This window comes from Flavobacterium ginsengiterrae, from assembly GCF_039539785.1.
GTDB lineage: Bacteria > Bacteroidota > Bacteroidia > Flavobacteriales > Flavobacteriaceae > Flavobacterium > Flavobacterium ginsengiterrae.
This window is the reverse complement of sequence record NZ_BAABDU010000004.1, coordinates 1,077,475-1,095,681: the sequence shown is the minus strand read 5'-3', so window position 1 is coordinate 1,095,681 and position 18,207 is coordinate 1,077,475. Positions and strand designations below refer to the sequence as shown.

The window sequence follows — 18,207 nt, the reverse complement described above, 5'->3', positions numbered from 1 at the left end:
TGTGATGTTTTTCTATTTCGTTTTTCCTTTTAAATAAACTAGTTTCACAGGAACTCTATTAGAATATATTTTCCCATCAAATAAAATATATCCATTTTCTTTGATTTCTTTTTTTTGATCTTCAGTGATTTTAGATTTTGTGAAGATGGAGTCATTCTTTAAGGAAATTGATCCTTGATTTGGTTTTAGCTTGTCTATATTTGAAAACCATCTTTGATCATCTCTATAAGGTAGATTAATTATTGAAGTAAAGTATTTTGTTTGTCGCGGATAGAGAACAAAACTTTGCAATGATTCATCTCGAAAGCCAATTTCTTTAAGAGTATAATTTCTGTTAAGTTTATTCTGTTTAAGAAAGTTTTCAATAAGAGCTTCTCTTTGTTGGATTTCAAAAACAGGAGAAACACAGTTTCCCATTTCTGCTCTTGTAGAACGACCGTCTAATACCGAATTATTTTTATATAAACTAAAATCTAAAGAATTCAACGGAGAAAAGTCTTTTCTTCCTAAAGCTTCGCGATAAAGATCTCTTTCTAATGTTCCAATAGAATTTTCGTTAAACATTATGAAATATTTTTTATCAGAATTGTTAGTTATCTTATATCGCAGTATATTTTTTGATAAACTATCGTATTCTTTGTTTGGTTGGTAACGAGTTTCGATGTAATCAATACCTTTTAAATCATCAACGCAAATTACTTCATTAGTTAACAGTTCTATCTTTAGATCTTTTTTATCCTTGTTACAGGAAAAGAGAATTAAAATGGTAGATATCAAAGAGAGCGATTTTTTCATTTGTTTTAACTTTTAGAAACTGATTACGGTCATTGAATTTAATTTTCTTTATAGGCGTCATTTCGTATGCCATCTTCGTCTCTTTCTATAGTGTCTCCTTCAGTCTTTTCTAGACTTACACCAAACACTTCCATATTTTTAAAATGTTATTTTGAATTGGATATGTATTTTGTTTTTATTCCAATTCCGTTTATAAATTTCTCTAAATCATTATACATATAATCGCTTAAATCTAAATGTTCTATTTTTCCAAATGTTTCCTTTGTTTTGCATTCAAAGCAAATTTCGATATATTCAAATGTTTTATTATTCTCATCAATAAAAAGAATAGCATTTCTAGGAATATAACAGCCTCTTATAATTTTAGAACAATTGGTGTTTAGTCTGGAACATGTATTAAATAAGATATCTGACAATTTTTCTATTTCAGGAATTGTTAATGTTTTTATTTGAGTTACATTTTCTAAGATTAGAGAATCTAGATTCTTTCTTGGTAGTTCAAAGGGAGTTTTAAATTCTAAAGTTGTTATGTTATTAACATCATTGTTTTTACTTAGTGCATCTGCGGATATATTTGTAGTTACATTTCCGTTATCAAAATCTAAATTATAAGAAATAATTCTTATCTGAGAAGATTTATTAAACGGATATGAATTAATTCGTTGTGAAAGATTTACAATATTTTCCTTTTTAGAAATGTTGGTTTTTGGTTGAGGTATTTTGCTTTTTTGCGCATTGCTTACAAATGCTATGAATAAAATTATTCCAATCAATATTATATTTGACTTCATACATCTTATTTTTGATTATTCTAGAGGCTTATAATTTAAACGATTTTATTTGTATTCATCACTTAATATACCATCTTCATCCCTTGGTGGTAATTCTCCTTCAGGTTCTTCTAGATTTACGCCAAACATTTCCATAATCATATTTTCCTTTTGAGCACAAAGATCCAAGCCTTCTAATTCTTTATTGCTAAAACTTGTTCTTCGAAATATTTGACTAGGAAATGCGATGTAATCTTTGGGTTTTCCATTTTTTACAAAAAGGAGAATAATTTTAGGATAGGTGTCTTCAATACCATTACAGCCTGTAATTTTATATTTTAATTCTACGATATTATTGTCTTTAATTTCATAGTAATTAAAAAATATATCAGAAATTTTATCTAATTGTTCTTTCGCAACTAATGTTTTTGAATCATGAAATTTTGGTTTAATATAATTTCGTGGTTCTTTATCTTCATAGTATTTTGGTGTTACAACATATACAGTATCATATTTAGAAAAAGGAAATATTTTTCTTCTTTCATCTAGTGGGATCTTGAAAAATGAGACAAGTGTATCATTATAGGTACTAGAAAAAGGGGTAGGTGGCTTATTTAATAGTGATTTACGGAAATTTAAATTTTCGTGATAGAATTCACAGTTAGTTTCACAATGAATATCGCGTAATTCTATTAATTTCTTTTGTTGTCCAAATATTGGGGATAATAGTAATGAAAAAATTAGAATTGTTATTTTTTTTAATTCCATAATTAATTTTTTTATTTAAAATCTATATAGATCTTCTTTATGACTGACTTCCAATTGTTGAAAGCTGGTTTTCCCCAATTTTTAATATAAAACGCTTCATATGTTTTAGAGAAATATCTTTGAGCATGTTCCTCCTTTTTGGATTGGTCTTCTGTGAGTTCTTTACTTCGTGCCACTAATTCATATATTTTCGTTCCAAGTGAATAAATCCATAAATCTTTATTTGTAACTACTGTTTTTTTATTTTTTGTATCGTAATATATCCAACCTTTTTTATTTTGCCATGCAGATGAAACAAATGAATTTAAAATGCAACGAAAGGCGGCACATTTAAGTCCTTGTTCAATTACAGAGTCGTTATTTTCAATAAATGAGAAATTTGTATTTCCAAATATCTTAATATTTTTGTCTGTAAAATCTCCAAGTTCAATTAAAAAGTCTGGATCGCCTGCTTCTTTACACGCAACAGAGATAAAAGTCCCTTCATCTAGCAAATTGCTTATTAACAATTTTAAACCTAAACAGGTTTTTATTTTTTGTTCATTAGGTGCGTTTTCGGTATACATGCTTTGCGCTTTTTCAACTACTTTAGTTACATATGTATTATCAATCTCTGTTGGAGTTTCTAATCTGGAAAGTACTTGTTTTATTTCACGAATTTTATTTGCAAACAAAATGGCCCAGCTATTTTTGCCTTTTGAAGTGTCAGAAAATATATTTGCGTGATGAACAAGGCAAATGTTTTTATATTCATATTCTGCATTTAATTTATTTATTGCTTCAATATCGGCTATACTGTCTAACTTAACACATTTCCAAATATCATTATAAGTCCTGTTAAATTGTGACATCCCTCCCAATTCCAGAACTATCAGGAGGTTTATCTTTTTCTTATCTACAATTAACGTCTTATCCTGAAAACTAGTATCACTGTTTACTTCTTTTATTCTAAATATTCTTTCCATTTGTAGTAACTAATTTTCATTTTCAATTGAGATTTCTTCTTTTAAAACGGCAAAACCATCTGCATTTACCTCTCCGCTAAATTTTACCACTTTGGTGTTTGGTCTAATGTTCTTGCCGTTTGCTTCATCTATTACAATGATGACTGTTTCTCCTTCATTGTAGTTTTTTGTTTCTACAATTAGACTTACTTTATCGCCAATGTTTGCTGAATCTATCTCATTTTCCAAATCATTATTTTTCCAATTAACACTTACAATTTCTTTTTTTAAAGGTGTTACTACAGGTGGAGAATAATTATCAAATATAACTATTTTAGGTCCGGTTTGAAGTGAATTTGTAATATTAATCTTTCCTCCAACATTACATGTGAGTTTTGAGTTTTCTAAAAGGGCTTTTTTATTTTCTCCAAACATTTTATCAGAAGGATTTTCCCATTTCGTCATTATTAAGGGGCTACATGGATCATTATTTTTTTTTCTACAAGTTCCGAAAGGATTTTTAAAAGTGATATCATTTTCAGTTGCCATCAATTTTTCTTGGATAAAAATTGTATTTTGAGATTTGACATCTAAAGTACTAGGCGCACTACCTTGGTCACACATGCATGATGCGCCATTGCAAACATATTTCACTCCCATAATTAGTTAATTTTCACATTATTTCCTGTAATTGTAGTGTCTCCGGAAGCATTAATATTGATCTTTTCTGTAGATTTCATATTTATATTTTTCGCCTCTATATTAATATCACCTTCAGTTTTTAGGTTAATTGCAGTTTTGCCTTTTAGTTCGAGTAAATTTTGATCGTCTTTTTTTAAGCGTATGCTGTCACTTTCTCCATTTAATTCAAGGGCTAATTTTTTAAGTTCATCTTCTTCAAACAAATAACCAGCAATTTTATTTTTTTCAATAGTTAATGATGCTTGTTTTTTATCATCATCATTTTTTAATAAAAGATTGTATTTCTCTGGTGTTACTTGCGTAGAATTTAATTCTATGCCTTTATCATTTTTGAATTTAAAAGAAACGTCATCTTTAGAAACATTTAGGGTTAAACGTTCTTTAGTTTCTTTATTTTTTATCGAATTAAAAGTCGTTGTTAAGCTATCAGAAGTGAAATGAGTAATTGCTAAAGGTTTTTCATCCTCATCAAAATAACTGATTTTAAAATTTTGGCTCTCATTAAATTCTATTTTGGCAACGTCAATAATTTTTGTTTCATTGATTTCGGACAGATCATCTGTTTTGATGTAACGAATATGAAGTTTGTTTCCATCTGCACTATAATCAAAGAATAATTTTGGATCATTTACCGCCTGAATTCTTCCCATTATCCTGTCTACTTCCGCATATTGCGAAATAAACGCTCTCGTTTCAACACCATCAATAATTGAAGCTAAAACCCAGCTGTCTTTTTTCGGAATCGTAATAATTCCTTGTTCTATATCCTGAATAGAGGCTTTTAGGCGCACATTTTTTATAATGGCGCCATCAGCTCTCATGATGTTTACAGTATAAGCATCTTCAGGATTATGAAGAGATTCTTCTTCTTTATTTATTTCGATAACTTTTGCTGCAAAGGTTTCTATATTTTGATTGTTGCTCGCAACGTTTTTTATTAAATCTGTAATATTTCCCATTTTTCAATTTCTAAACTGATTCGACTCTTCTTCCTAAATAAATTTTTTGACGATATCCGTTTTCGCCAAAACTGCGTTCTACTTTTTCTACCTGAAAAGTTCCGTTTTTCTCTTTGTCTTTTGCGTTTTCAAGAATTACTTTATCTGTAGGACGGACGAAAGGTTCTCCAAAGGTGAGAATATAACCTTCAAATCCATTTGGCTTAGACTGCATTGCTCTGAGAGCTGCATATTGGTATAATTCTGAAGCAATTTGTGTTGTTGTTTTTTCAAATACTGCAGGATCATTAGGCAGATTATCAGTATCGCTATGTAAAATATGAGTTTTTGTAAGCTGTCCGTTTGGATCTCCTAATTCAATGTAAATAGGGGTGTTTGAATTTCTAAAATACTTTTCAACGCGTGTTCGTGTATTTTTGCTTGATTCGTTAACTACTACCAGTTTATCTTCAATAATATTATAACGGAATCTCAAATTTACTCTGCCTGAAAAACCGCCTGCAACAGATTGAACCGCTTTATTTAATTGTGAACTAAGAAGATTTAAACCTTCATTTATCAATTTTTTTACCAATGATCCTGCTAGAGGACTTTTGATAAAATTTCGATCAATAAAACCAGATAATTCATTGGCAGTATGCTGTTGCGGATTGTTGGTAATCGTTAGTACAGGACCTGTTATTTCGGTTTTAAAATAGGTATAAATGCCTTTGTCTTTTAGCATTTCGAAAACCTGAGCTAAACTATGATTTCTGCTAATTACAATGTTACCCAAGTTTTCATCGAGAGCATTTACTTTAAAAGGAAGATTCAGTTCCTTAATTCTTTTTTCGAAGAAAGTTTTAGGATTAAAACTGTCAACATTTGCAGCTGGATTAACAGCAACAAAATTAAGATTGTCCTTTTTATCCTGAACATCATTATTTTTTACCGCTTTTACTTTTTTAAAAGCATACATTGCATCCTGGCAGGTTATTACAGCATTTACATCAGATTGAACTCCGGTAATGTAACCTCTAAAAGCAGGTTTGTAATCATCGTCATATCCTAAAAATATTTCGATAAAGTTTTCTACTTTAAAAAAGTCATGAATTGTTTTTTCTTCTCCGTTTGCTTTCGTAAATAGATTTAAATCAAAGCTTTTAGTATCTGTAAATACTTTTTTAGGCATTACAATAGTAGCAGTGTCAGTTAGAGATTTATACGAACTGCTTATTTCTACATTTTTTACATAAGTAAACTCATAATATTTGGGAGTAGGAATGAGTCTGACTGTTTCGTAAACTCTAATTTTGGCATTTAGTTTAAGCATTGTCTCTAATTATTAGTTCTACCGTTTCATCGGATGTTGCGCTGGCAGTAAATTTTTGAATGTTTTTTGTTCCCGAAATAGAAGGAATCGAATAAGAATCGATAACTAATTCATAAATACCAAATCGGTTTAAAATGGCATGCGTTACTCTTAAAGAATAAGGTGCATTTAGAAATTGTTTCAAAAGGAAAAGCTTTTCTTTTGGGTATTCATCTCCCGTTTCGTTTGCAATAAGCCCTTCAATAGAAATACTGAAATCGCCATTCGTAATATGTTCTTTGATCGTTGCATCTCTTCCTTCAACACTTTCTTTTTTAATGACTTTAGAACGGCTGAGATTTACTGTAACGGCATCGACTCTTAAGCTAGGGAGATTAAGATCTTTTTTGGCAAGAGGTTCAAAAACCAAAGGAGCAAAAACTCTTAGATTAAATTCGCCTCCGGTTTTGTCTATAATAAAATCTTTCGATTCAGATTCGTTATAATTAATACCGCTGTATTCTGTGTCTTTGGTATCTAAAATTTCGTTTACGTTAAAATTGAATTTCATAATGATTTTATTTTTTTAGTTTGAAAATGTTTTAGCAAAAGCTGTTGCCATGGTGTTTTCCATTCTGTTTTCGGTATGTTTTTGCAGCCAAAGAGCTTCTTCCAGCAGTTTATAAAATTCATCCATTGGAAGTTTATATGGATCAACCTGAAAAGCATATCGAATAAGTGCTGCCGATTTTTTGAATTCGTCTCTTTGGGGCGTCGCATCTACTGTAAATTCACTGTCTTTTTTGATCGTTTCTACAATAGAATTTCCTGCAGAAAGCATAAATTCATCATCATAATTCTCGTTTTCGAGTATACATTCTTTAAATAAAAATAAGATCGCTTCATGTGGATTATTTTTATAAAGATTTTGATAGTTTAAATAGATTTCGAAAGTTGGTTTTTTGCAGAAAACGGTAATTGATTGGTCATCAGAAGTAATTTTTAATATTTTACCGTATTTTTCTTTTAGTTTTTGGATTACTGTTTCGTCAAGCATTTTGTATGTTTTTTTGATTGTAGATTAAATACAGCTGTCTTGGCTTTCTTTCTTGACAGCTTCGGTTAAGCTTTCGCTTTTTTCAGATTTACTCATGGAAGTAATTATAAATTTTTCTATAAAAATATTTCCTTCAGAAGTCTGTGTTAAAGGTGTTTTAAAATTACTCATATCTGGTGCCGGAGGGGTTTCTCCTAAATCTTTTGGTGTAAAATCCATGATTAGTTAATGTTTATTGTTAATGTAATATTGAAGATGAAGTATAGCAATTAAAGCTCTTTCCTTTAGAATAAAATCTAAGGGAAAATGGTATAAATGTCTTTGTTTGGAAATTCGATTAAGTGCTTTACGAGGATGTAAAAGTAGAAGATAAGATGCTAAAAGAAGAAAAAATTGACGTCAGCTTTCTGTAGTTTCAGTAGATGTTTTTTTAGATAATTTGTTAGTTTTTATGTTTTTGTGAGGTGGTTTTTTTGTGTTTTTTTTAAATAAGACTAATTAGGAATATTCAAAAAACATCCAAGATTATTGAGAAAAATAATTTCCTAATAATCTTGGATGTTAGTCTTGCGAAAGTTTGTTTTTACTATTTAAAGAGCATTTTTATTTATGCCTCTAAGTATTCTTTTAGATTTTTTCTTCTGAAAAAAAAGAACTAATACTTGATAAAGCGGCTGTTAAAACTAAGCCAGCCAATTTGATTCTATTAATCGCTATCAATGATAATCCTGCATCTTTTAAAAGGTCTAATTTTGTGTCAATTAAGCCTGTTAATACAATTAATAAACTAATGATTACTGTAATTTTTGATTTACTCATATAATTAATTTGAAGTGATTTTTAATTTAAATCAATAGTTTCTTGCTATTACCAAGTTGATAAAGCAGATCGAACCCATGTGTTTGCTGCAGTACATACATATATGTAATCTGCGGTTACTCTTATTTCCCCTAAATTGCCAGCTGCTGTTGAACTGGCTGGTGCTGTATTTAAAGAATCAAGTTTGTATGATTTTGCACTTACGGCACCTCTCAATACAGTCTTAGTAATATTAGTATTCCCTAAAGTAACTGAGTTAGTTCCTGAACCCACTGCAAAATTTCCAATTACGACCTCATTAGAACCTCCAACTTGTAAGGGCATTGTTCCAGACCCTAAAAAAATAGAATTGTCAGAAATAGTATTATTTGCCTCAGAGGTGTTTCTGCCTGCATCTACTCCAAGTGCAACATTCCAAGAGCCAGAAGTAATATTTTTTAATGCTGAAAGTCCAATGGAAGTATTAGATGAACCATCAATATTAAATTCTAAAGAACGTTCACCAATGGCAACATTAGAGTATCCGTTTACAGTATTGCCCATTGCTCTTGTTCCAATAGCAACATTTGAAGATGATTCAGTATTGCTGCTTAGTGCTGAATAGCCAATGGCTATATTTCGACTTCCAGAAGTATTAGAAAGGAGAGTGCCATAACCAAGAGCAACATTTTCATTTCCTAATTTGTTTAAGTATAAGGCACTATGTCCTAAAGCAGTGTTGTCTCTTCCTTCAGTATTATTCAATAGAGAATAACCGCCAACAGCTGTATTGTAATATCCTTCTGTGTTGGCTCTTAAGGATAGATAACCAATAGCAGTATTTCGATTTCCAGATCTGTTATTTAATAAGGTATCTGTTCCGAATGCTGTATTTTCAGTACCAGACGTGATATTCATCATAGAATTAGGACCAAAAGCTATATTGCTTAATTTATTATCACTGCCGACACTAGTAATAGATGAATAGTTAATCCATAATCTAGTTGGATTACCCAAGTTGTCAGTTAAATTTCTGAATGTTCCGTCAAGGGCTAATCCTCCAGCAATTTTAATTGCCCCATCTGGCATATCGCCTGATACTGTGATGTCTCCTTCACCAACTAAAGATTCTCCGTTAATGGTTTTAAAATCTGATGTAGTTGCTAGAACATATGAACCGTTATTGCCTGTAGGAGCGGGAAAAGAAATAGTATTAATTCCTGTAGGAGGTAAAAAGTTTACTGAGGTAATTTTACTTCTGTCTGTCGAATTAGTTTGATTTATTGTTATCAACCCCGACTCCATTTCTATTGAAGCTTCTTTGGCATCTGACCTATTTGTTATAAAGTAATAATTTTTACCAATTTCATGAGAAGAAAAAATATTATAACTTGCAGCACTTCTGATTGTGGTTCTGCTACTCACAAATTCACCTTCTCCTTTTAATATATCTACAGATGAGTTTCCAGAATTTTTTGTTGCTGTAATATTAGCATTTACAATTCCTTGTAGAGAGATATCATCTATAGTAGCTAGAGTTTTGGTTTCGCCTTCTGTTGTAATTGAAGGCATTAAAACATTTGAATGATTCGTCGTAGAAGCAGGATTCATTCTTAAAGTTGTATAATTATTTGAATTACCAAATTCTATACCTTTAGCGGATAAAGCTGTAGTTTCTCCAGTATTTAATTTAGCAGCTTCAATTAAATCACTTTTTAAAGAAATCATTTCATCCTTTTCAGGTTCATTAAGATTTAAATGTTTAAGTTCGATTTGTTTTCCATTTATTGTGTTCTTATAAATATCTTGATCTTCATCTTTCTTAAACAAAATATTATGATATGTTTCATTTCCCGATTCCAAGATTTGTTCTAAATCTGGATTAATGCCGCTAATATCACTTAATAAAGCTATTGTTCCTGATTTATCTTGAAATGTTTGAGTATAGTCTTCATTAACAGGATTTGCAAAGTTTAAAACAAAGAATTTTGAACTAGGACTCTGATAGCGTAGATAATTTTCCCAAAGCATTATTTCTCTTGAATTTGAAGTCGACCTTACAGATAGACCACTAAAAGAGCTTAAAGATGTTTCTCCCGTTATAGATTTAACTCTAAAAAAAACCTGGAGGCATAAAAGAGGAAACTCCTGCTGTAACATCTTCTATGTTTATAGGAGTACGAGACGTATTTCCATTAGTTAAAGTTTGATCTAAATTCTGTAATCCTCCTTCTTTAATAGTTATGTCTCCATCACCTAGAACAGGTTCTCCATTTATCGTTTTAAATTCAGGTTTATTAAGCAGTTGGCTAAATCCAGCTTCGCTGTTCCAATCTGTGTTTACTTGTGGAGCATGTGCATTTATATCAGCAAGGTGATCATTTAAAGCTTTTTTATCTGCCTTGTTATCAAGTAATTCGTCAATATCTGAAATATCTTTTACTGAAATTTTTTCAAGTTTATGTCTAAAAGAATCCCAAGTATCCCAAAATTGCTGTTGTGAAGGTTTTAAGCTGGTTTTAAACCAGTTTTTTATGGTATTTAAGGTTTGTATTGCCATGATTTAATGTCTATTAATTGTTGTTTTTGGAAATTCATTCTTAGGGTTTGATCTAAATAGATCTTCTAAATGGTTTTTGTCTGGGATTTTAGGCATTTTTCTCATACCTTTTGATAGCAAATGGTTCATAGTGGTATTTATATTAATGAATGTTACTAAGTGATGTTTTTCTTGAAATAAGAAATAGATTCAACAGTTAAAAAAATAAGCACTGTTTAATTTTGAGGGTGTAAAAGTAGGTTAGAAGAATACTTAAAAACGAAAAAATAGACCTCGGTTTTCGGTAGTTTCAGTAAAATGAGAAACCGCTGGCAATTAGAGATTTTGTCTCTCTCACTACCAGCGGTTTTTATTTAAAATTTAAGTTTTTTTAGATTATTGAATTAAGACAATGACCGCCTTTTTTCCAATATTGATAATCTACAGCCCAAAGGAAATAAACAAGAATCCAGCCAGCGCCAGATAATGTTTTGGCTTTTTGGTTTTTGCCAAGTGCGCTTGAAATTGTTTCGCCTTTCATACCAAATTTATAACCGTTTTTCTTTCGCAGGAATGTATTCCAAAGTGTACGAAACTCATAATTTGCAAAAATATCCAAACCAATTGCACCGGTATAAAAATATTGATTAAGAGTTCTGAAAAAGCCCTTTGCTTTTGCATTTTTAAAAACAACTACAAGAATGTTTAAGGCTGTCAAAGGCAAAAACAAGGTAACCGCAATGAGATATAATAGTATTCCCATTTTTTAATTGAATCTGCCAGAGTTATCTTCTTCTAAAATATAATTTCTTAGAATTGTTTCTAAAGAAAGAGGACTGTTAATAATTATATCAGCTATATAATCAAATCCAGGTGTCGTAAGATACCTTTCCTTTTCGTTTAAGATTTTTCCGTTTTCATCCTTAATTTCATTAAATTCAGAATTAAGAGTTGGATTAAAATTTTCGTCTCGAACAATAATACTTTGGGTGTTGTCAATATGCCATTCTGGAGTTTCTTTTTTAAATAATTGACTTACATCTTTATCATCTTTAAAATAGCAAATAGTATAGTATAAATCTAATGATTGTAAATCGAAATTAAGTCCTATTCCAGCTATCTGAATTTCTCTTTCAATGTTTTCAAATACAGGATTATTCGAAATTTTTTGTTTAATTTTTTGTGTTTTCATTTGTTATAGTTTTATAATTAAAGTTGAATGATTAGTAAATGAAGAACCAGAAATTGCATTTTTACCAAATTCATTCATTTCATCTTCAAAAGAGAATGAAATACCGGCATTAAAAGTTGTGATCGAATCTTCATTAAATTTTAAATTACCATTTCCATTATAACCTGTATAACTGTAGGTTTGTAAAGGATATGATCTATAAATGGTATCAAGAATATTTCCTTTCATATCATATAAATTTTCTTCATAAGATAAAATAGACCAAGAATTAATTCCATCCGTAGAAGTTGTTATAATAAGAGGTATTTCATAAGATTTTATATTACTTGTTAATGCTCCTGCTCCTGTTCTGTCTATTGTATATAATTTAATTTGGTTTTCACCTCCAAATTTGCAGTTCATTCCTTTTATATAAAATTCATAAATTACCTTTGTAGGAAGATCGGAATTTGCATTAATCGGCATGTATCCGTCAACATACTCATCTAAAGTTTTTAATAGATAAGATCCTGCACTGTTTGAACCAAATGGATTAATTACAGGATCTGGATAAGAATATATTGTTGTGTTAAAAGGTGAATAACTATTTGCTGCCGAACTTGATTTTACACTTCTATAAGTAGTATGTAAAAATTTTACAGCCTCTGCTTCATCTATAATTTTTTTACGCACAGAGCCTGGACAGTGATATAAATTTCCTTGGATGTCTCGTTCAATAGCGCCAAATTGAGGAACAGTGGTTAAAGTTCCGGCAGGGATTGTTAATGGGGCTTTTGTCGTGGTTCCATAGGCTGTGGTAACATAATCATTAGCCAATGCGAGTACTCCACTTTTAGGAGGAAGCACTACAAGACCACCTTGACCATTGGAGTCTTCCAGTATGTAAGTACCGCCAGTGGATTTAAAGTTGAGTTTGATTCCTTGATTATCAATATCAAAAATTGTTTCTCCTTTAGAATTAATCATAGAAAACCTCGAGTTACTAAGCATGCTTTTTGCTTGTCCTAAATAATCTGTTACATAAATTGTATTATTCCAAGTTAACGGCAAACGTTTTAACCAATTCCACCAATTAAATAGTTTTAAACGGCTAACAACTTTATTATCCTCTGTAACTACAGTAGTTATTTGGGCTTCAGCATCGGTTGCAATTGTTGCGGTCAATTTTGTTTCATTTAACAATTTTCCCATTTCAGCAGTCAGTGCTTTTGTAACTCCTCCTGTCGTTAAGTCATTAACTAAAATCGTATCTAATGAAATCTGAACCTGCTCGATAGCATCTACAATTTCCTGAATTGTGTCAAGATCCACATTATCAGATTGCAATAAAGTATTAATATCATTTATTTGATTCTGTAAAACCTTACCCTGTTCAGCAGTTAAAATAGATTCTGACCCTCCAGTAATCAAATCATCTATTAATAATAAATATTCACTGGCAATTTTTGTTACTTCATTTAAAGGAGCATACCCGCCTGCAATACCTTTTTGAGATTTATCTTCTTTATTGTTTTGCAGTATTTTACCCATTTCGGCAGTCAAAGCCTTGGTTGTACCTCCAGCAGTAAGATCATTAACTAAAATAGTATCTAAAGAAAGTTGAATTTCCTCAATCGTGTCTACAATTTTTTGAATTGTATCCATGTCAGGATTATCTGATTTCAATAAAAGATTGATAACATTTAACTGTTTTTGTAAAAGCATTCCTTGCTCTGCAGATAGTAATGAAGTTGTTCCTCCTGATGTTAGATTATCAATTATATTTAAATATTGATGAGCAATTTTTGAAAATTCATCTAAAGGGACATAACCTCCCGGAGTGCCTTTTTCGTTTTTATTTTCTTTGAGGTCAAATAAATCTAAATGAGCGTTTTGATCATTTTTATGATCTTCTAAATCTGTTTTCTCAGCTTTTGTATCTAGAACAGATTCAAGATTCTCAATATCTTCCATAGGAACTTTCTCAAACTTATGTCTAAAAGAATCCCAAGTGTCCCAAAATTGATTTTGTGAAGGTTTTAAACCTTTTCGGAACCAGTTTTTTATAGTATTTAATGCTTGGATTGCCATGTTTTATTAATTATATGATTTATAGATATTGCTGTATTCGATTCTATCTGACATCGAAAAATTGCTCCACCGTGAATTCTCACAATGGCTTTTTTTGAGTGGTGTGGGAAATTCCGTGATAAAAAATCTTTTGACGGAAAAGAATGAGAAATACCCTTATCGGGAATTTTAGGCATTTTATGTATGCCCCTTAGTAGTAAAAAATCCATAACGGCTATTTTAAATTGATTAATAATAAAGAGTCGTATGTGGTATTTTTGGTGGGGAAATAATGGATATATAATAAAACAAGCAGTGTGTTTTATTTTGTTTTTGGTGATCGCAAAAGTAGGAATGGTATTACTTAAAATAGCAAGAAAAAGAGATGGTAATTCGGTAGTTTCAGTAAAAGCAAAACTTACTGAAGCTACTGAATACAAAGGGTTTTAAGTTTTTAAATCATAAACAGGCGAAGTATTTTTGTACCCAGTAAAAAGCTTCATTATGAACAAAAAAGTAATTCACAATTTCAATCTTTTAATAAAAAAGACTAGTTCTTCACAAAATTCTGAAGACTTAACAAAGACTATTATAAAAGAACTGGCTCAGGTTTCAAAAGAAATGAACCAGCATAAAGATATCGTACAAATTTGGCAGGAGCAAAATGCTGTCAATACTGTCTTAAATAATCCTGCAAACTTATCCGAAGAAGGCGTTTTCGGTATCCATGCTGCAGATAAAACAGCTCTATCGATTAACAATACTTCTTCGGTTTCGCAGACTCCTTTGTTTACACAAATATCCACTGCTTCAATCGGGAGAGGCGCATCTGATACTACAGAAAGAATAATGATGAATTCTTTCACATCAGCAGGCAATACTCTTCCGGTTTCAGAAGCAGAAAATGACATTATGAATGATTCAATCAGTCAGATATATCAAAGCATAGACACAAAACAAACACTGAATGTGCCGCAAGATCTTCAATTAAACAATGATGAACCTTCTGTTGAAGTTATCAAAGCCGAAATTGAAAAGAAATTAGCTGAGGCAGCTAAAGCCAATGATACAGAAACAATTCAATATTGGACTCGTATTAGTAACGCTTTTAATGAAGGAGCAACAGTAGCTGATTTTAATGGAAAACCAGGTGAAATGCTTTTTACAGAAATGTATGCAGCTTTGAAACGATCAAGAATATCATCTGTTGAAATTCAGAACTTTAATTGGGAATCCGTTCGCCAAAAAATGATTAAAGCAATTGATGCTAATATACTTAAAGGATCTATTTCTAAAGAGAATAAAACCCGTTGGGAAACAATCAAAAAACAGCTGGCAGATGATAAAACTAATGTTGCGAATCTTTTTGAGCAATATGACGAGTTATTTTTATTACTTAAAGAAGTTGAAGGGCTGGAAACTCTTCCAAATACTATAAGCATTACCACTAAAACAAAAGTATATCCAAATTTAAGTGCAGATAAACTTTATGCAGCTATTGGAAAAGAAGATATTTATGTTAAACAAGTTAGCGAAACAAAGCTAACAGGAAGCGGAGTAAACAAAGGTGCTATAAAAATTAAAAATGCCAATGTTACTTCGTTTATTGCTGGTGAAAGCTTGCAATTTTTTGTTGATGAAGCTTTTATAAATCAGAAAGTAAATCAAAAAGAAAATATTAACTGGATAGTTTACAATACCAATACCAAGAAAGAAAATATCTTTAAAAATGAAGGGACTTCATTTAGTTATAATTTCGACACGCCAGGAATTTATAGAATTGATGCTTATGGACAGAGCCATACAGTAAAACAAAAAAAAGGGGTAAAATCAGCTACTTTTATAGAACTTAAAATTGACGATCAGGACATTGTAATTACACCTCCTGCAACAATTAAAGGAGAATTTACCAGACCGTTTGTAGAAGAAAAAGTATTTAAAGTTTCTCTAAAAAATACTACGGTAAAATCATTAAATCCAATAAAACTTTATTACCAAATTGAAACTACAATATCAGGTAAATCAGCTTTAATTTCTGAAGAGAGAGAATTAGATTCAACTGGAATTATTAAACTTACTATGCCTGATTTGGGAACTTATAAAATTAAAGTTGCAAGTAAAGACCAATATGGATTAACTAAGGAATTTAAAACTTCTGTAATTCAAAATGAAGTTACAAGTATTGGTTTGGCTGAAAACAGTTCAGAAAGTAATATATTCTTGTTAGGAATTCCAAACAGCAAGCTGACTTTAAAAACCAAAACTTTCAAAATAAATCCGCCTACAGTTGATGAAAAAGAAGATGTAAGATGGATGATTTACGATGCTAATAATAAACCTTATTTGGCTTCTGGATTTGATTTATCTGAAAACAAAAAAGATCCTCAAAGGGCGTATATTCATAAATGGAACTCTTTCATTATATCTATTCCTCAAAAAGCAGGAAATTATACTGTAGAAGCTTTTAGTGATCGTCAAAAAGGTGCTAAATCGCAATGTATTTACAAGTTTGAGGTAAAAGAACCACAAATTGCAGAAGCGTATTGGGCATGGAGTGGAGGAACTAAAAAAACAATCTCAGGTCTTTTAGAAAACAATTACATTAATGCCAGTATTCCACATTATAATAATCAAAAAGTTAGAATTTATTTTTATTTAAATGACAAAAAAACAAATCATTTCATTGATGTAGTGACCAATGAAAGTGGAAATATTTTTAAAGAAATTAGTTTCGATTTGAATTTCCAAAAATTAATTGGATTCCAAACCAGAAAAAATGCTAAAATAGGATTTAAGCTAATAGGAATTCAGAATGCAAAACCATACCCATTTAAATCGCCGGCTAATTACGATGCTAATACTCTTATTTCTCTAACAACAGAGAAGAAAGTGTTAGATGTTTATTTTACATATGATGGTAAAAGAGTAAAGCCAGAAGATGAGGTTCCATTTGGTAAAAAAGGCGCAATTGTTACTCTAGTTGCGAAAACCCAAAATATGGTTGGAGAAGAAATTGAACTAAAAGCTCATAAAGTAAGCCAAGGACCATCTTTCATTGGAAAAGCAAAAGTAAACTCAGAAGGAATTGGAACAACAAGTTTTCTTCTAAAAAATCTGGATAAAAAACTCAAAATTGGAACAACAATAAAGTATTATGCAGGTGTTGAAGGTTATTCTACAAGACATTTGGATAATAAGGTCTTGGTTATGATTGTTGGGGAAGGGAAAAAGAAAGTAGGAGTATTAAATAATGATGCAATATTGCAGGAAGCTAGAATTAAGGCATTTTTAAGAATGATTCGAGTAGGAGAAGGTACTATAAAGAATGATGGATATGAAAAATTATTTGGAGGAAGTTCATTTATAGATGACTATAAAAAAACTTGGGAAGATCACCCAGGGATTGTTATACAAGCTAAAGGGAAAGATTCAAAAGGAAAAGAAAAAATATATTATTCAAGTGCTTCTGGTGCTTATCAAATTAAAAAAGATATATGGAATGATTGGGGAAAGAAGTTTAGAGAATTTTATGACATAAAAGACTTTTCTCCAGAATCACAAGATAAATTTGCTTTAATAATTTTAAAGCATAAGAGAGGTAAAGATGTCATAAGGTTAATAAGAGAAGATAAAATTGAAGATGCAGTAAAACTTTGTCAAGGAGAGTGGGCAAGTTTGCCTGATTCGCCTCATGGACAACCAACTGTTACTTGGGACACGGTTATGACAGAATATAAAAAATTCTTGAAAGAAGAATTAGAAGGGAAATCACCTTTATCATTAAAGTCAGGGTTTTTAAAAGATTTAGGATATGGTGATGACCAAAAGAAAGAAATCATTAATGATGTTATTCTTAAATTTGTAGGATCTTCAGCAAATAGGGCTGACTTATCTTTTAAAACAATTAATGTTTTGAAAGAGGTATCTAGTGCTTCTAAAAACTTTGAAATAAAAATTACAAGCACTAAAAGATCTACCTACGATCAAGCAAGAATTATGTATGAGAATTGTGAGAGTACGGGTGGGAAATATCAAAAAGACCAAGTTTATGGTGATATAGGTGATAAAGTTGTAGAAGTTTATATTAAAGAAGCTGAAATAAATAAAAAAGAAAAAGAAGCTGTGATAAAAAAGATGGAAGAAAAAATAATTGCATTAGATCCTGAAAATGTATCTAAACATTTAGGTAATTATATATTTCTAGAAACATTTGATATTCAATATTCAGGCTTACCAAATCCAAAAGATTTTAAAAAAGAGTTCTTGAAAAGAAAAGAATTAGATCATATTTTATACGAGCCAAAAAATAATTGTTATCACATTCAAATTAATCAATAATTAAT

At 30.6% G+C, this 18,207-nt stretch carries 19 protein-coding genes; 2 read left to right on the top strand and 17 right to left on the bottom strand.

Annotated features, from left to right (window positions below):
- Positions 1 to 12: 12 nt before the first annotated feature.
- The 16 genes from ABD859_RS15295 to ABD859_RS15220 all read right to left on the bottom strand — a co-directional run bounded on the left by ABD859_RS15295 (position 13) and on the right by ABD859_RS15220 (position 13,885).
- Positions 13 to 795, bottom strand: coding sequence for a hypothetical protein (locus ABD859_RS15295; RefSeq protein ID WP_345145453.1), 783 nt, complete (start codon positions 793 to 795; stop codon positions 13 to 15).
- Positions 796 to 941: 146 nt separating this feature from the next.
- Positions 942 to 1,586 (bottom strand): hypothetical protein, encoded by a 645-nt coding sequence (locus ABD859_RS15290; RefSeq protein WP_345145452.1) that lies wholly within the window; start codon positions 1,584 to 1,586, stop codon positions 942 to 944.
- Positions 1,587 to 1,631: 45 nt separating this feature from the next.
- Entirely contained in the window at positions 1,632 to 2,333 is a 702-nt protein-coding gene (locus ABD859_RS15285; RefSeq protein ID WP_345145451.1) for a hypothetical protein, read from the bottom strand.
- A gap of 11 nt (positions 2,334 to 2,344) precedes the next feature.
- Complete coding sequence (locus ABD859_RS15280) at positions 2,345 to 3,298, bottom strand: hypothetical protein (protein ID WP_345145450.1); 954 nt, start codon at positions 3,296 to 3,298, stop codon at positions 2,345 to 2,347.
- Positions 3,299 to 3,307: 9 nt separating this feature from the next.
- Entirely contained in the window at positions 3,308 to 3,937 is a 630-nt protein-coding gene (locus ABD859_RS15275) for a DUF4280 domain-containing protein (protein ID WP_345145449.1), read from the bottom strand.
- Positions 3,938 to 3,939: 2 nt separating this feature from the next.
- A complete protein-coding gene (locus tag ABD859_RS15270; RefSeq protein WP_345145448.1) occupies positions 3,940 to 4,938 on the bottom strand; it encodes a hypothetical protein in 999 nt (332 codons plus the stop codon).
- A 10-nt stretch (positions 4,939 to 4,948) separates the two neighbouring features.
- Positions 4,949 to 6,250, bottom strand: a complete 1,302-nt coding sequence (locus ABD859_RS15265; RefSeq protein ID WP_345145447.1) for a hypothetical protein — start codon at positions 6,248 to 6,250, stop codon at positions 4,949 to 4,951.
- Positions 6,243 to 6,800: a DUF6046 domain-containing protein gene (locus ABD859_RS15260; protein WP_345145446.1), complete on the bottom strand. Its 558-nt coding sequence runs from the start codon at positions 6,798 to 6,800 to the stop codon at positions 6,243 to 6,245. The genes ABD859_RS15265 and ABD859_RS15260 overlap by 8 nt, the downstream gene beginning before the upstream one ends.
- Before the next feature lie 15 nt (positions 6,801 to 6,815).
- Positions 6,816 to 7,286: a hypothetical protein gene (locus tag ABD859_RS15255; RefSeq protein ID WP_345145445.1), complete on the bottom strand. Its 471-nt coding sequence runs from the start codon at positions 7,284 to 7,286 to the stop codon at positions 6,816 to 6,818.
- 24 nt (positions 7,287 to 7,310) lie between these two features.
- Positions 7,311 to 7,505: a hypothetical protein gene (locus tag ABD859_RS15250; RefSeq protein ID WP_345145444.1), complete on the bottom strand. Its 195-nt coding sequence runs from the start codon at positions 7,503 to 7,505 to the stop codon at positions 7,311 to 7,313.
- Positions 7,506 to 7,913: 408 nt separating this feature from the next.
- Entirely contained in the window at positions 7,914 to 8,105 is a 192-nt protein-coding gene (locus ABD859_RS15245; protein ID WP_345145443.1) for a hypothetical protein, read from the bottom strand.
- Between the two features lie 48 nt (positions 8,106 to 8,153).
- Complete coding sequence (locus ABD859_RS15240; RefSeq protein WP_345145442.1) at positions 8,154 to 10,115, bottom strand: hypothetical protein; 1,962 nt, start codon at positions 10,113 to 10,115, stop codon at positions 8,154 to 8,156.
- A gap of 82 nt (positions 10,116 to 10,197) precedes the next feature.
- Entirely contained in the window at positions 10,198 to 10,644 is a 447-nt protein-coding gene (locus tag ABD859_RS15235; protein ID WP_345145441.1) for a hypothetical protein, read from the bottom strand.
- 370 nt (positions 10,645 to 11,014) lie between these two features.
- The gene (locus ABD859_RS15230) at positions 11,015 to 11,386 is read right to left on the bottom strand and encodes a hypothetical protein (RefSeq protein ID WP_345145440.1); all 372 of its coding nucleotides are present in this window, start codon (positions 11,384 to 11,386) and stop codon (positions 11,015 to 11,017) included.
- Between the two features lie 3 nt (positions 11,387 to 11,389).
- Positions 11,390 to 11,815, bottom strand: a complete 426-nt coding sequence (locus tag ABD859_RS15225; RefSeq protein ID WP_345145439.1) for a hypothetical protein — start codon at positions 11,813 to 11,815, stop codon at positions 11,390 to 11,392.
- A gap of 3 nt (positions 11,816 to 11,818) precedes the next feature.
- Entirely contained in the window at positions 11,819 to 13,885 is a 2,067-nt protein-coding gene (locus ABD859_RS15220; RefSeq protein ID WP_345145438.1) for a hypothetical protein, read from the bottom strand.
- A 246-nt stretch (positions 13,886 to 14,131) separates the two neighbouring features.
- On the opposite strand from ABD859_RS15220, the gene ABD859_RS15215 reads away from it, so the two are divergent.
- Positions 14,132 to 14,314, top strand: a complete 183-nt coding sequence (locus ABD859_RS15215) for a hypothetical protein (protein ID WP_345145437.1) — start codon at positions 14,132 to 14,134, stop codon at positions 14,312 to 14,314.
- A 155-nt stretch (positions 14,315 to 14,469) separates the two neighbouring features.
- Here ABD859_RS15215 and ABD859_RS15210 read toward each other — a convergent pair whose 3' ends face one another.
- Entirely contained in the window at positions 14,470 to 14,775 is a 306-nt protein-coding gene (locus ABD859_RS15210) for a hypothetical protein (protein ID WP_345145436.1), read from the bottom strand.
- Between the two features lies 1 nt (position 14,776).
- On the opposite strand from ABD859_RS15210, the gene ABD859_RS15205 reads away from it, so the two are divergent.
- Positions 14,777 to 18,202 carry a glycoside hydrolase family 24 protein gene (locus ABD859_RS15205; RefSeq protein ID WP_345145435.1) on the top strand — a complete coding sequence of 1,142 codons (3,426 nt, stop codon included), beginning with the start codon at positions 14,777 to 14,779 and terminating at the stop codon, positions 18,200 to 18,202.
- The last annotated feature ends 5 nt before the right edge of the window (positions 18,203 to 18,207 follow it).